The sequence below is a fragment of the Saccharopolyspora aridisoli genome (assembly GCF_004348445.1).
In the GTDB taxonomy this organism is placed as follows: Bacteria; Actinomycetota; Actinomycetes; order Mycobacteriales; family Pseudonocardiaceae; genus Saccharopolyspora; species Saccharopolyspora aridisoli.
This window is the reverse complement of record NZ_SMKV01000021.1, coordinates 90,868-107,110: the sequence shown is the minus strand read 5'-3', so window position 1 is coordinate 107,110 and position 16,243 is coordinate 90,868. Positions and strand designations below refer to the sequence as shown.

At 71.6% G+C, this 16,243-nt stretch carries 3 protein-coding genes (1 of these 3 cut by a window edge); all 3 read left to right on the top strand.

The features are described 5' to 3' along the window. Positions 1–2,253, top strand: a 2,253-nt coding sequence (locus E1161_RS17575; RefSeq protein ID WP_132624594.1) for an SDR family NAD(P)-dependent oxidoreductase, incomplete at its 5' end; no start/stop codon positions are given. Between the two features lie 37 nt (positions 2,254–2,290). Further along, positions 2,291–12,751, top strand: coding sequence for a type I polyketide synthase (locus tag E1161_RS17570; RefSeq protein WP_132624592.1), 10,461 nt, complete (start codon positions 2,291–2,293; stop codon positions 12,749–12,751). After that, a protein-coding gene (locus E1161_RS28140) for a type I polyketide synthase (protein ID WP_408011992.1) crosses the window boundary here: on the top strand, positions 12,714–16,243 show its beginning. The gene runs 15,385 nt beyond the window's last position; only the first 3,530 of its 18,915 coding nucleotides appear in the window; the start codon lies at positions 12,714–12,716; its stop codon lies beyond the right edge, outside the window. Before E1161_RS17570 ends, E1161_RS28140 begins: the two co-directional genes overlap by 38 nt.

Sequence of the window (16,243 nt, the reverse complement as noted above, 5' to 3'; positions counted from 1 at the left end):
GCGGATTCCGTGTCGGAGGGCGCGGTTGTGGTTCCTGCGCAGCGCAAGGGTCGCGATGGGGGATCGGCTTTGGTCGATGCGTTGGCGCGGTTGCACGTGGCCGGTGTCGATGTGGACTGGGCGCGGTTCTTCGCGGGCACCGGTGCGCGACAGCTGGACCTGCCGACGTACGCGTTCCAGCGCGAGCGGTTCTGGCCGGAGCAGCCGGAGTCGAACACCGGCGATGATGACGCCTTCTGGGATCTCGTCAACAACGGCTCGCTGGCCTCGGAGCTGGGCGTTGATGAGGAAGCGGTGGCCGGTCTGGTTCCCGCGCTGTCCTCGTGGCGCGGTCGGCGGCGCGTGCAGTCGCGGGTGGACTCCTGGTGCTACCAGGAGTCATGGACCGCGTTGACCGGCACCTCCTCGACGCTGGAGGACGGGACTTGGTTGATCGTCGTGCCCGCTGAGCTCGCGGACGGTCCGTGGGCCGCCTCGGTGATCGGAGCCTTCGGCGGTGACGCACTTGTCCTGGAGACCAGCGGGAGCCCCCAGCGCGACGAGGTGGCCAAGCAGCTGACCGACGTGCCCGCCCTCGCAGGAGTGGTGGCGCTGGTCGACGCGGTCGAGTGCGCGGTGCTGCTGCAGGCGCTGGGCGATGCGGGCATCGACGCACGCGTGTGGGCGGTCACCCGTGGCGCGGTGTCGGTCGTTCCCGGCGATGCCGTCGCGGAACCGGTGCGCGCGGGCGTGTGGGGCCTCGGCCGGGTCGCCGCGCTCGAACTCCCCGGCAGGTGGGGTGGTTTGATCGACTTGCCGGAGGATCTCGACGGCCGCAGCGCCGAACGGTTCACCGACGTGCTCGCGGCAGGCGTCGAGGACCAGGTGGCCATCCGCCCCTGGGGAGCGTTCGGCCGCCGACTGACACCCGCCCTTCGCTCGGACGCCGCCTCCGAACCGAAGCCGCTGTCCGGCACGGTCGTGATCACCGGAGGGACCGGGTCGCTGGGTGCCCAACTGGCGCGCGACCTGGCCGAACGGGGTGCCGAAGGCCTGGTGCTGCTGAGCCGGACCGGTCTGCAGGCGCCCGGTGCCGCGGAGCTGCGGGATCAGCTGACCGAGCAGGGCGTCCGGGTGCGGATCGAATCCTGCGACGTCACCGACCGCGACGCGCTCGGGGCCGTCCTGGCGGGGATCAATGACCTGTCCGGCGTGGTGCACGCGGCCGGTGTCGTCGACGACGGCGTGCTGGACCAGTTGACGCCCGAGCGGTTCAGCGACGTGTTCCGGCCCAAGGCGGACTCCGCGCTGCTGCTGGACGAGCTGACGCGCGACCACGACCTGGACTTCTTCGTGCTGTTCTCGTCCGTCGCGGGCGCGATCGGCAACCCGGGGCAGGCCAACTACGCGGCGGCCAACGCGGTGCTGGACGCGCTGGCCCACCGGCGTCGTGCCGAAGGGTTGCCCGCGACCTCCATCGCGTGGGGAGCCTGGGCCGGCGCAGGCGTGGCGGCCGACACCTCGATCGCGGAGCGGTTGCGGAGGCTCGGTGTGCTCCCGATGGAGCCGGAACTCGCGATCACGGCGCTGTGGCAGTCGGTCGCCCAGGCGCGGGCCGTGGTGACGGTGACCAACGTGGATTGGGAGACCTTCGGCCGAACCTTCACCGCGGTCCGGCCCAGCCCACTGCTGTCGGGAATCGACGACGCGCGCGGAGCCACCGACGCGCAGCCGTCGGATCGATCGGAACCCAGGCTCGCGCAGCGGCTCTCGGGCATGGCACCGGCGGACCGAGGTCGAGCGGTCCTGGACCTCGTCCGGGCCGAGGCGGCAACGGTCCTCGGACACCGGAGCCCCGCAGCGATCGGAGTCGACAACGCCTTCCGCGAACTGGGTTTCGACTCGCTGACCAGCCTGGAGATGCGCGACCGGCTGCGGAAGGCGACCGGAGCGCCGCTGTCGTCGGCCCTGCTGTTCGACCACCCGACACCGCGCGCGGTCGCCGACCACCTGCTGGCGAACCTCACCGTCGACGAAACGGCGTCGATCGGCTCCGCGCTCAGCGAGCTCGACCGCTTCCAGGTGGCACTCCGGTCGTCCGCGGACGACGCCGACGGCGGAACGATCCGGCAGCGGCTGGAAGACATCCTCGCCTGGTTGCGCGAGCGAGCACCCTCCCAGGAAGGCGGCGGCCCGTCGGAGGAGGACATCAAGGCGATGCCCGTCGACGAACTGCTCAACACCATCGACAACGGGCTGCTCGACCTCTCCTGACGAGATCCAGCTCGACACGTGACATGAAGGTGGACCGGTGCAGGAAGACCAGCACGACAGAGTTGTCGAATACCTGAGGCGAGCTACTGTCGATCTCCGCCGCGCCCGAGAGCGCGTGTCCGAACTGGAGCTCAGGAACAGCGAACCCATCGCGATCATCGGCATGGCCTGCCGCTTCCCCGGGGGAGTGACATCCCCCGAGGGGCTCTGGCAGTTGGTCAGCGAAGGCCGGGACGCCATCTCCGCGTTCCCGGAGGACCGCGGGTGGGACATGGCGGCGCTGGCGGAGTCCAGCCTCGCCTCCGAAGGCGGATTCCTCGACTCCGCAGCGGATTTCGACGCCGACTTCTTCGGCATCTCGCCGCGCGAAGCCGTGGGGATGGACCCGCAGCAGCGCTTGGTCCTGGAAACGTCGTGGGAAGCGCTGGAGAGGGCGAACATCGACCCCGCCGGCTTGCGAGGCACCCAGACCGGTGTGTTCATCGGCACCAACGGGCAGGACTACGCCACCCTCCTCGGCACCGAGCCCGAGGTCCCGGAGGGGCACTCGTCCACGGGGCACATCGCAAGCGTGCTCTCCGGCCGGGTCTCCTACGCGTTCGGGTTCGAGGGCCCGGCGGTGACCGTCGACACGGCGTGCTCGTCGTCGCTGGTGTCGATGCACCTGGCGGCGCGCTCGTTGCGGCAGCGCGAGTGCGCGATCGCGTTGGCCGGCGGTGCCACGGTCATGTCCACGCCGCACGCGTTCTTCGAGTTCACCCGGCAGCGCGGCCTCGCGGCCGACGGCCGCTGCAAGGCGTTCTCGGACTCGGCAGATGGAACGGGCTGGTCCGAGGGCGTCGGCGTGCTGGCCTTGGTACGGCTGTCGGACGCGCAGCGCAACGGGCACCGCGTGCTGGCGGTGGTGCGGGGTTCTGCGGTGAACCAGGACGGTGCGTCGAACGGTCTGACGGCGCCGAACGGTCCGTCGCAGCAGCGCGTGATCCGAGAGGCGCTGCGGTCGGCGGGCCTCGAACCGTCCGAAGTGGACGCCGTGGAGGCGCACGGGACCGGTACCGCGCTCGGTGACCCCATCGAGGCGGAGGCGCTGGTCGCCGCCTACGGCGGCGACCGGGAACGTCCGCTGCTGCTGGGGTCGGTGAAGTCGAACCTCGGTCATACCCAGGCCGCCGCTGGTGTTGCGGGCGTGATCAAGGTGGTGATGGCGATGCGGCGCGGCGTGCTGCCGAAGACGCTGCACGTCGACACGCCCTCGTCCCACGTCGACTGGTCGGCGGGGAGCGTGGAACTGCTCACCGCGAGCGCGGCGTGGCCGGAGACGGGTCGGCTTCGCCGGGCCGGTGTGTCGTCGTTCGGTGTCAGCGGCACGAACGCGCACGTCATCCTGGAGCAGCCGGAGGCAGCGGAGACGTCGGCGTTGGAGCCGTGGGTGTCACCTGCGGTGGTGCCGTGGGTGGTGTCGGCGAGGTCCGAGGCCGCGTTGGACGAGCAGGTCGCGCGGCTGCGCGGGCTGGACGAGGTCCGGGTCGACGTCGGCTTCTCGTTGGTGGCCTCGCGATCGGTGTTCGAGCACCGCGCGGTGCTGCTGTCCTCCCGCGATGCCGTGGTCGAGGCCGCGCGTGGTGTGGCCGGTGAGCGGTCGCTGGCCGTGCTGTTCTCGGGTCAGGGGTCGCAGCGTCTCGGGATGGGTCGGGAGCTCCACGACAGGTTCCCGGTTTTCGCCGAGGCCCTGGAGGCGGTCCTCGATCAGCTCGATGCGGGCGTCCGGGAGGTGATGTGGGGTGCTGACCCCGAGGCGCTGAATGAGACCGGCAACGCGCAGCCCGCGCTGTTCGCGGTCGAGGTCGCCCTGTTCCGGCTGGTGGAGTCCTTCGGTATGCGCCCGGACTACCTCGCCGGGCATTCGATCGGTGAGATCGCAGCCGCGCACGTGGCTGGTGTGTTCTGCCTGGAAGATGCGTGCACGCTGGTCACCGCTCGGGCGAGGTTGATGCAGGCGCTGCCGTCGGGTGGCGCGATGGTGGCGGTCCAGGCCAGCGAGGACGAGGTAATGCCGCACCTCACCGGTGGTGTGTCGATCGCGGCGGTCAACGGCCCGTCGTCGGTGGTCTTGGCCGGTGATGAGGCCGCGGTGCTGGCGATGTCGGAGCGGTGGAAGTCGACCCGCTTGAAGGTCTCCCACGCCTTCCACTCACCCCTGATGGATCCGATGCTGGAGGATTTTCGCGCTGCGATTAGCGGTGTGTCGTTCCAGGAGCCGGTGATCCCGCTGGTCACCGGCCGCGTTCCGAATTTCAGCGGAAATCGCGGACGGGAATTCAGTGGAGGTCGTGGACCCGAGTACGGGGGTTTTCCGGGTTCGGATTTCAGTGGAAATCGCGGTCCTGAATACGGGAGCAATCCGGGTTTTGACGGTGACGTGACGTCGCCGGAGTTCTGGGTGCGGCATGTGCGGGAGACCGTGCGGTTCGCTGACAGCGTGCGGGCGCTGGGGGAGCGGGGTGTGAACGCGTTCCTGGAACTCGGGCCGGATGGTGTCTTGTCGGCGATGGCCGCGGAATCCGCGCCTGAGGACTCGGTGCTGGTCTCCACGCTCCGCAAGGACCGCGGCGATGGGGCTGCCGTGCTGTCGGCGCTGGCTGGTCTGCACGTGGCCGGTGTCGACGTGGATTGGACCCCGTTCTTCTCGGGCACGCGGGCGCAGCAGGTGGACCTGCCCACCTACGCGTTCCAGCGTCAGCGGTTCTGGCCCCGGCTTCCGGCCGGGCGAGCCGATGTCCGCGCGGCGGGGCTGGCAGCGGTGGAACACCCCTTGCTGGGCGCGGCCGTTGAGCTGGCCGGTTCGGACGGATTCCTGTTCACGGGTCGGCTGTCGCTGGACGCGCATTCCTGGCTCGACGACCACGTCGTCGCGGGTCGAGTGCTGTTCCCCGGCACGGCGTTCCTCGAACTGGCGCTCCGGGCCGGTGACGAGGTGAGCTGCGACCAGGTCGAAGAGCTGATGCTCGCCGCCCCGCTGGTGGTCCCCGAGCGCGGCGCGGTGCAGCTCCAGGTGTCGGTCGGCGCGGCCGACGAGTTCGGCAGGCGCCCGATCGCGGTGCTCTCCCGGCCCGAGGGCGGAACCGACCTGCCGTGGGTGGAGCACGCCAGCGGCGTCCTCGGCCTCCGCGGGCAAGACGGGCCGGGGGACCTGGAGGCGTGGCCCCCCGCCGGTGCCGTTCCCGCGGACGTGGACAGCGGCTACGAGCGGTTCGCCGAGGCCGGGTTCAACTACGGTCCGGTGTTCCGGGGCCTGCGCTCGGTGTGGCGGCGCGGCGACGAGGTCTTCGCCGAGGTCGCGCTCCCGGAAGGGGTGGGGACCAGCGGTTTCGGTCTGCACCCCGCGCTGCTGGACGCATGCCTGCACGCGTCCGGAGCCGCTGATCCCGAGGTGATCGAGCGGGGCGGGCTGCCCTTCTCCTGGCAAGGTGTGGCACTGCACGCCACCGAGGCTTCGGCCGTGCGGGTGAGGGTGTCTGCGGGACCCGAGGGCGAGGTCGCTGTCACCGTCGCGGACACCCACGGCCTGCCGGTGGCGTCGATCGACTCCCTGCGCACCCGCCCGGTGCCGCTCGGGACGCGCGACGGCTCTGAGAACTTGCTGTACTGCGTGGAGTGGACGGCGTTGGCCGGTGCTGCGCCAACAGAACCGGTCACGATCGCCGGTTCGGACGCCCACGGCCTCGCCGGTGGTCACCGGGTCGCCGGACTCGACGTGGACGTCGCACCCGGCTTGGACTCGTGCGGTGGGGGCGCGGTCGCGATGCCGGTGGCGGGTGGCGGTGATGTGGTCGCCTCCGCCCACGAGGCCACTGCGGAAGCGCTGTCCGCCGTGCAGATTTGGTTGGCTGAGGAGCGGTTCGCCGATTCCCGCTTGTGGTTCGTGACGCGCGGTGCGCTCTGCGGCGACGATCCGGTGGCCGCGGCTGTGTGGGGCCTGGTCCGGTCGGCGCAGACGGAGCACCCCGGGCGCTTCGGGCTGCTGGACCTGGGCCCGGACCCGGTGGACCACGAGGTGGTGGTGCGGGCGCTCGGCAGCGACGAACCGCAGCTGTCCATCCGCGACGGCGAGCTGCTGGGCGCCCGGCTGACCCGGACCGAACCGCAGGACGAACCTGTTCGCTGGGACGCCGGCGGTTCGGTGCTGATCACCGGTGGCACCGGTGGTCTGGGGGGTGTGATCGCCCGCCGACTGGTGGCCGAGCACGGGGTACGCGACCTCGTGCTGGTCAGCCGTCGCGGCGCGGATGCCGAGGGCGCCGGGGACCTGATCGCCGACCTGACGGCTCAGGGCGCCACCGTCGCGGTTCGGGCCTGCGACGTCGCCGACCGCCCTTCGGTGCAGCGATTGCTCGATGAGCACGACGTGCGGGCGGTCGTCCACATCGCGGGCGTGCTCGACGACGGCGTGGTCGAGTCGTTGACTCCGGAGCGGGTGCACGCGGTGCTGCGGCCGAAGGTCGACGCGGCCTGGCACCTGCACGAGCTGACGCAGGACCTGTCGGCGTTCGTGGTGTTCTCGTCCGCTGCGGGCACGCTCGGCACCCCGGGGCAAGCGAACTACGCGGCGGGCAACGCGTTCCTGGACGCGCTGGTCGAACACCGGCGGTCGCTCGGTCTTCCGGCTGCCTCGCTGGCGTGGGGACCGTGGCAGCTCGGCATGGCCTCGGACGTGGACGCCGCGAGGCTGGACCGCTCGGGGATGCCGCCGTTGACGACCGAGCAGGGTGCGCGGCTGTTCGACGCCGCGCTGTCGGTGGAGCAGCCGGTCGTGCTGCCGATCCGGTTGGACCTCGCGGCGCTGCGGTCCGGTGGTGATGTCCCGCCGCTGCTGCGCGGGCTCGTGCGGACCCGCTCGCGCCGTTCGCTGGCGGGATCGCGAGCTGCGGAGTCGTTGGTCGCGCGCTTGAGCGCGCTGGGCGAGCCGGAGCGTCCGGGTGCCCTCGTGGATCTGGTGCGCGGTGAGGTCGCCGCGGTGCTGGGGCACGCCGACGAGAAGGCCATCGATCCGTCGAGGGCGTTCCAGGACCTGGGCTTCGACTCGTTGACGGCGGTCGAGCTGCGGAACCAGCTGGGCTCCGCGACCGGCCTGCGGCTGCCGACCACCTTGAGCTTCGACTACCCGACCGCGAAGGCGCTGGCCGAGTACCTGCACGACCAGCTGTTCGGCTCGGACGTGCCTGCCGCTCAACCGCTGCCGGTGCTGGCGAGCACGGCGGATGACCCGGTGGTCGTCGTGGGCATGGCGTGCCGGTACCCCGGTGGTGTCTCGACACCAGAAGACCTGTGGCGGCTCGTGTCGGACGGTGTCGACGCCATCTCGGAGTTCCCGGTCAATCGAGGGTGGGACCTGGACGGGTTGTTCGATCCCGATCCGGAAAACCCGGGCACCTCGTACACCCGGTTCGGCGGATTCCTGCACGAGGCAGGTGATTTCGACCCCGCGTTCTTCGGGATGTCGCCGCGCGAGGCGTTGGCGACCGACGCCCAGCAGCGCCTGCTGCTCGAGGTGGCGTGGGAGTCCCTGGAGCGAACGGGAATCGACCCGTCGTCGCTGCGGGGGAGTCAGACCGGTGTCTTCGCCGGCGTGATGTACAACGACTACAGCGACCTGCTCGACGATGCCGCGTTCGAGGGCTACCAAAACATCGGCACCTCTCCGAGCGTGGTGTCAGGCCGCCTGTCCTACGCCTTCGGGTTCGAGGGTCCCGCGATGACGGTGGACACGGCATGCTCGTCATCGTTGGTGGCGCTGCACCTGGCCGCGCAGTCGCTGCGGCAGGGCGAGTGCTCGCTGGCCCTGGCCGGTGGTGTGACCGTGATGTCCACGCCGCGGACGTTCCTGGAGTTCTCCCGCCAGCGCGGCCTGTCGCCGGACGGACGGTGCAAGTCCTTCGGCGAGTCGGCCGATGGCGTGGGCTGGTCCGAGGGCGTGGGTGTGCTGGTGCTGGAACGGCTCTCCGAAGCCCAGCGCAACGGCCACGAGGTGTTGGCCGTGGTGCGCGGTTCTGCCGTGAACCAGGACGGCGCGTCGAACGGTCTGACGGCCCCGAACGGTCCGTCGCAGCAGCGGGTGATCCGCCGAGCCCTGGCCAGCGCCGGGCTGTCCACATCGGACGTCGACGTGGTCGAGGCGCACGGGACCGGGACGACGCTGGGCGATCCGATCGAAGCCCAGGCGCTGCTGGCCACCTACGGGCAGGACCGCGAGCGCCCGCTGCTGCTGGGAGCGATCAAGTCCAACATCGGTCACGCGCAGGCGGCTTCCGGCGTGGCCGGGGTGATCAAGGTGGTGCTGGCGATGCGGCACGGCGTGGTGCCGAAGACGCTGCACGCCGATACGCGCTCCTCACACGTGGACTGGGAGTCCGGCGCGGTCGAACTGGTCACCTCGCCGCGGGAGTGGGTCGATGCCGATCACCCCCGCAGGGCCGGGGTCTCGTCGTTCGGGGTCAGCGGGACCAACGCGCACGTGATCATCGAGCAGCCGCGCGCGGCGGCTCACCCCGACGAGGAGCCGGGGCCGACGGCGGATGCGGTTCCGTGGGTGGTCTCGGCGAAGGACGACCCCGCGCTGGACGAGCAGATCGCTCGGCTGCGCTCGGTCGAGGAACCCGCTGCGGACGTCGGTTTCTCGCTGGTGACGTCCCGGTCGCTGTTCGACCACCGCGCGGTCCTGCTGGCCTCGGACGGGAGTCTCGCCGAGGTGGCCCGGGGGATCGCCGGTGAGCGGTCGCTGGCGGTGTTGTTCTCCGGACAGGGAGCGCAGCAGATCGGCATGGGCCGGGGCCTCTACGACAGGTTCCCGGTGTTCGCCGAGGCGCTGGACGGGGTGCTGGCGGAGCTCGACCCCGTCGTGCGGAAGGTCATGTGGGGTGACGACGCCGAGGTGCTGAACCGGACCGGCTACGCGCAGCCCGCGCTGTTCGCGGTCGAGGTCGCGCTGTTCCGGCTCGTCGAATCCTTCGGCGTGCGGCCGAAATTTGTGGGGGGTCATTCCATCGGTGAGATCGCGGCAGCTCATGTCGCGGGCGTGTTCTCGTTGGAGGACGCGTGCACGCTGGTCACCGCGAGGGCCCGTCTGATGCAGGCACTTCCGCCGGGCGGCACGATGGTCGCAGTCCAGGCCAGCGAGGACGAAGTCAGGCCACACCTCACGGACGGCGTGTCGATCGCGGTGATCAACAGTCCGACGTCGGTGGTCCTGGCCGGTGATGAGGCCGCGGTGCTGGAGGTGTCCTCTCGCTGGAAGTCGACGCGCCTGAGAGTTTCCCACGCGTTCCACTCCCCGTTGATGGATCCGATGCTGGAGGATTTTCGCGCTGCGATCAGCGGTGTGTCGTTCCAGGAGCCGATGATCCCGCTGGTCACCGGCCGGGTTCCGGACTTCAGTGGAAATCGGGTCCCCGATCTCAGTGGGGATCGGGGACTGGGATTCAGTGGAAGTCGGGGGCCCGAGTACGGCGGTGATCCGGGGTCTGCGGGTGATGTGGCGTCGGTGGAGTTCTGGGTTCGGCACGTGCGGGAGGCTGTTCGGTTCGGGGATGCGGTGACTCGGCTCGTTGGTGCCGGGGCCACGGCGTTCCTGGAACTCGGCCCGGACGGCGTGCTGTCGGCGCTGGTCGCCGAATCGGCACCGGACGCCGAGGTGATCGTGCCGGTGCAGCGCAAGGACCAGGACGCGCACGACTGCCTGATCCGAGCTCTCGCCGAGCTGCACGTCGTCGGGATCGACGTGCGCTGGAACGCCTTCTTCGCGGGAACCGGAGCGCGTCGGGTCGATCTGCCGACCTACGCCTTCCAGCACCGGTGGTTCTGGGCGGCCCGGTCCGCGCGCTCCGGCGATGCGTCGAGCCTGGGGCTGGCGGCGGTCGAACACCCGCTGCTCGGTGCGGGTGCGGAACTCGCCGGGTCAGGTGAGTTCCTGTTCAGCGGCAGGGTGTCGGTCGACAGCCACCCGTGGCTCGGTGATCACGTCGTCCTGGGGCGGGTGCTGTTCCCCGGCACTGCGTTCCTGGAGCTGGCGGTCCAGGCCGGTGACGAGCTCGGCTGCGAGCGGGTGGAGGAGCTGACCCTGGCGGCGCCGCTGGTGCTGCCGGAGCAGGGCGCCGTGCACCTGCAGGTGCGGGTCGGCGCTGTGGACGATCTCGGTCGTCGCGCCGTCGCGATCCACAGCCGCCCCGCAAGTGCCGAGGACGTGCCGTGGACCGAGCACGCCAGCGGAGCGCTCGCGGTGCAGGGCCAGCACGGCACCCCGTTCGACGACGCGGCCTGGCCGCCCCCGGACGCCGAACCGGTCGACGTCGAGGCCCGCTACGAGCGCTTCGCCGAGGCCGGGTTCAACTACGGCCCGCTGTTGCGAGGTCTGCACGCCGCCTGGCGACGTGGTCCCGAGGTCTTCGCCGAGGTGCGGTTGCCGGACGAGGGCGGGCCGGGGGGTTTCGGCCTGCACCCGGCGGTGTTGGACTCGGCGCTGCACGCCGCCGAGCTCACCGAAGCGGCGCTCCCGTTCTCCTGGCAGGGCGTGTCGGTGCACGCTTCCGGCGCTTCCGCGTTGCGGGTCCGGCTGACCCGGCTCGACGACGGGACCATGTCGCTGGCGCTGGCGGACGGCACCGGTGCACCGGTGGCCTCGATCGACTCGCTGGTCACCCGCCCGGTCTCGGCGGAGCACCTCGCCGGCTTCGGCTCCGGTGCGGACGACCTGTTCGAGCTGCGGTGGGTTCCGGTGTCACCGGGCGCGCGGTTCGCGCGGGACGTCGAGGTCATCCGCACCGAGCCGGGTGCCGACGGGACCGGTGTGCGGGCCGAGGTGCGGCGGGTCCTGGACCTGCTCCAGGAATTCCTGACCCGGGACACCAACGCGACGCTGCTGGTGGTGACCCGGTCGGCGGTCGCGGTGTCCGGGGAGGACGTCACGGATCTCGCGGGTGCCGCGGTGTGGGGCCTGGTGCGCTCCGCGCAGGCCGAGCACCCAGGCCGGATCGTGCTGGCGGACGTCGACGGCGAACTCAGTGCCGCGAGCGTCGTGGCGACCGGGGAACCGCAGGTCGTGGTGCGCGGTTCGTGTTCCTTCGGGGCGCGGCTCGGCCGCGCGACCGGCGATGCGGGACCGCCTGCGTCGACGTTCGACGCAGGTGGAACGGTCCTGGTCACCGGTGCGGGCGGGATGTTGGGACGGCTGCTCAGCCGGCACCTGGTGGCCGAGCGCGGAGTCCGCCGCCTCCTGCTGGCGAGTCGTCGCGGCGGCGCCGCACCCGGTGCCGAGGAGCTGCGCGTCGAGCTGGTGGAGCTGGGCGCGCAGGTGGAGTTCGCCTCGTGCGACGTGGCCGACCGCGAGTCGGTGGCCGCAGTGCTCGCCGCCGTGCCGGAGGACCACCCGCTGACCGGAGTGGTGCACATGGCGGGTGTCATCGACGACGGCGTGATCGAGTCCCTCACCGGCGAGGAGGTCGACTCGGTGCTGCGACCGAAGGTCGACGCCGCCTTCCACCTGCACGAGCTGACCCGAGAACTCCCGCTGTCCGCCTTCGTGGTGTTCTCCTCGGCCGCCGGGGTGATCGGCGGTCCGGGCCAGGGGAACTACGCGGCGGCCAACGCGTGCCTCGACGCCCTTGTCCAGCACCGGCGTGCGAGCGGACTGGTGGGGCAGGCGCTCGCCTGGGGCCTGTGGGACGACGCCGGTTCACCGGGAATGGCCGGCGAGCTGGACGACGCGGCGCGGCAGCGGACCGCCCGCAACGGGGTCGGTTCGCTGCCCGTCGAGCAGGGCGTGCGCCTGTTCGACGCCGCTTGCGCGCGCGACGCGGCCGCGGTCGTGCCGATGCGCCTGGAAGCCGAGGCGCTCCGCGACGCGGTAGCCGACGTGCCCCGGATCTTCGCCGACCTGATCCGTCCGAAGCGCCGCCGGGAGGTGCGCGCGAGCGCCGAACCGGTGCTGCACGACCGGCTTCGGAACGCCTCCGACGACGAGCGCGCGGCAATGCTCGTCGAGCTCGTCCAGTCGCACGCCGCGACGGTGCTCGGCCACGCCGACGCCGCTTCGGTCGACACGAGCGCGGGTTTCACCGACATGGGCTTCGACTCGTTGACGGCGGTGGAGTTCCGGAATTCGGTGGGCAGGGCGACGGGGCTGCGCCTTCCCGCCACCCTGGCGTTCGACCACCCGAGCGTGACGGCGCTCGCCGAGCACCTCAGCGCAGAACTCGCCCCGGTGGACGCGGAAGCCTCGGCCCTGACCGAGGACCGCATCCGCGAAGTCCTGCGGCACGTTCCCCTGACCCGGCTCCGCGACGCGGGCCTGCTCGACGCCCTGCTCGAACTCGGCGGGGTGCGCGGCTCGACCGGGGCGGAGCACGGCACCGGCGTCGGTGACATCGACGAGATGGACGCGGAAGACCTGATCACGATGGCGTTCGAGGGTGCGGCCGCATCCGACGATGCGACACGGGAAGCGTGAGGCTGACATGGCTGAGTCCAGCGACAAGCTCATCGGGGCGCTGCGGGCCTCGCTGAAGGAGACCGAACAGCTGCGCAATCAGAACCGGGAGCTCGTCGCCGCGGCCGGGGAACCGATCGCGATCGTCGGCATGGCCTGCCGCTACCCGGGTGGTGTGGCCGGCCCGGAGGACCTGTGGCGGCTGGTGGACGACGGGGTCGACGCCATCTCCGAGTTCCCCACCAACCGCGGCTGGAACGTCGAACGACTCCACGACCCCACCGGGCAGGAGCCGGGCACCACGTACAACCGGCACGGCGGTTTCCTGCACGACGCAGGAGATTTCGACCCGGCGTTCTTCGGCATCAGCCCGAACGAGGCGGCGACGATGGACCCGCAGCAGCACCTGCTGCTGGAGGCCTCGTGGGAGGCGTTCGAGCGCGCGGGCATCGATCCCGGCGCGCTGCGGGGCAGCCAGACCGGTGTGTTCGTCGGGATGATGTACCACGACTACCCGGCCAACTCGAACTCCGGTTCCGTGGCCTCCGGTCGGCTGTCCTACGTCTTCGGCCTCGAAGGCCCGGCCGTCACGGTGGACACCGCGTGCTCGTCGTCGCTGGTGTCGCTGCACGCGGCGGTGCGGTCGCTGCGCTCCGGGGAGTGCGAGCTGGCGCTGGCCGGTGGTGTCACGGTGATGGCGACCCCCGAGGCGTTCATCGAGTTCAGCCGTCAGCGCGGCCTGTCCGCGGACGGTCGCTGCCGGTCCTTCGCGGAATCCGCCGATGGCACGTCCTGGTCCGAGGGCGTCGGCATGCTCGTCGTCGAGCGCCTGTCGGACGCGCGGCGCAACGGCCACCAGGTGCTGGCGGTGGTCCGGGGGAGCGCGGTGAACCAGGACGGCGCGTCGAGCGGCCTGACCGCGCCCAACGGTCCGGCGCAGCGGCGCGTGATCCGCCAGGCGCTGGCGAACGGGCGGGTCTCGGCCGATCAGGTCGACGTCGTGGAGGGGCACGGCACCGGTACGTCGCTGGGCGACCCGATCGAGGCGCAGGCGCTGCTCGGGACCTACGGTGCCGACCGGCCCGCCGAGCGTCCGCTGTGGCTCGGGTCGCTGAAGTCGAACATCGGGCACGCGCAAGCCGCCGCCGGTGTGGGCGGGATCATCAAGATGGTGATGGCGCTGCGCAACGGCGTCCTGCCCAGGACGCTGCACGTGGACGAGCCCAGCAGCCGGGTCGACTGGTCCACCGGCGGAGTTCGCCTGCTGCGCGAACCGGTGCCGTGGCCGGAGACCGACGCGCCGCGTCGTGCGGGCGTGTCGTCGTTCGGGATCAGCGGCACCAACGCGCACATCATCCTCGAACAGGCGCCGGAGGAAGAACCCCTTGCGGAGGAACCGGTTTCCGTCCCGGTGGTGCCGTGGGTGCTGTCCGGACGAACCCCTGACGCGCTGCACGACCGGGCCCGAGACCTTCTGTCCCATGTGGACGGGAGTCCGGTCGACGTCGGGTTCTCGTTGGTCGATTCCCGCGCGGTGTTCGAGCACCGCGCCGTCGTGGTCGGCACCGATCCCGAGGAGTTGTCGGCCGGGCTGGACGCGCTCGCCCGCGGCGCCGACGCGCCGGGCGTGGCGTCGGGCCGCGCGGTGTCCGGTTCGACGGGAGCCGTCTTCTCCGGCCAGGGCGCGCAGTGGGCGGGCATGGGTGCGGACCTGCACGCCGCTTTCCCCGCGTTCGCCCGCACTTTCGACGAGATCACCGACGAGCTCACGCCGCTGCTGGGGCGTTGCCCGCGCGGGGTGATCTTCGGCGAAGCCGGTGACGACCTGCTGGACCAGACCCTGTTCGCGCAGGCCGGCTTGTTCGCGTTCGAGGTGTCCCTGCACCGGTTGCTGGAGTCCTTCGGCGTCCGTCCCGACGTGGTGGCCGGGCATTCGATCGGTGAGATCGCCGCCGCGCACGTCGCCGGGGTCCTGTCCCTGCGCGATGCGTGCGTCCTCGTGGCCGCCCGCGGTCGGTTGATGCAGGACCTGCCCACCGGCGGCGCGATGGTCGCCGTCGGTGCGGGCGAGCACGACGTCCTCCCGCTGCTGTTCGGGGACGTGGCCATCGCGGCCGTGAACGGTCCGGCGTCGGTGGTCGTCTCCGGCTCGGAGAGCTCGGTGCTCGCGGTGGGTGAGCGGTGCGCCGAGCAGGGGTGGCGCACCCGCAGGCTGCGGGTGTCGCACGCCTTCCACTCGCCGCTGGTGGAACCGATGCTGGAGGCCTTCGCCGCCGAGGTCAGCGGGCTGTCCTTCGAGCCGCCGCGAATCCCGCTGGTGTCGGCCGTGACCGGTGCCCAGGTCGCCGACGAGGTGGCCGATCCCGGCTACTGGGTTCGGCAGGTGCGCGACACCGTGCGGTTCGCCGACGCGGTCGTCACCATGCGTCGGCTGGGCGTGTCGCGGTTCGCGGAGTTCGGGCCCGATGCCGCCCTGGCGCCGATGGTCCTGCAAACCCTCGACCAGGAGGACAGCACCGCCACCGCGCCCGCGCCGGTGGCGGTTCCCCTCGGGCGGCGTCACCGGACCGAGCGCACGACCGTGGTCACCGGCCTGGCCCGGCTGTTCACCGCGGGCGCCCTCGTCGACTGGGCCGCGTTCTACCGCGACAGCGCAGCGCGCCGGATCGACCTGCCCACCTACCCCTTCCAGCACCAGCGGTTCTGGCTGGATCCCCGCGAGCACCTGGCCGCGTCGTGGCTCGGCGGCGACATCGGCGGGCTCGCCGCGAGGGGCGTCGACGCGGTCGAGCACCCGTTGCTGGGTGCCGTGGTCGAGCAGCCCGACTCCGATGGCGTCACGTTCACCGGCAAGCTGTCCACCAGCGCGCTGCCGTGGCTGGCCGATCACGTCGTGCTCGGCGCGGTGCTCCTGCCGGGCACCGGATTCGTGGAGCTGGCCGCGCACGCCGCCCAGCACGTGGACTGCGACGTGGTCGAGGAACTCACGCTGCGCGCGCCGCTGGTGATCCCGCAGGAGGGCGGCGTCTGGATCCAGGTGGCCGTCGCCGGTGCGGACGACTCCGGCAGGCGCAGGCTCACCGTGCACGCGCGCCAGAGCACCGAGGCCCCGTGGACGCTGCACGCCGAAGGCGCCGTGGTGCCCGGCGGTGCGGTGCCCGACTTCGACTTCGCCGAATGGCCTCCGCCGCGAGTGGATCCGATCGAACTCGACGACGCCTACGAGGTGCTCTCCGCCGATGGCTACGCGTACGGCCCCGCCTTCCGGGGCATGCGCGCGGCGTGGCGTCGCGGTGACGAGCTGTTCGCCGAGATCGTGCTCGCCGAACCGGAGAGCGGTGCGCCGTACGGCATCCATCCCGCGCTGCTCGACGCGGCCATGCACGTCTCGCTGGTCGACGGGGAGAACCGCGACGAAGGCGTGTCGCTGCCGTTCGTGTGGAACGGGGTGTCGCTGCACGCCACCGGAACGTCGGCCGTGCGGGTGCGGATGGTGACGCGGGGGCACGGCAC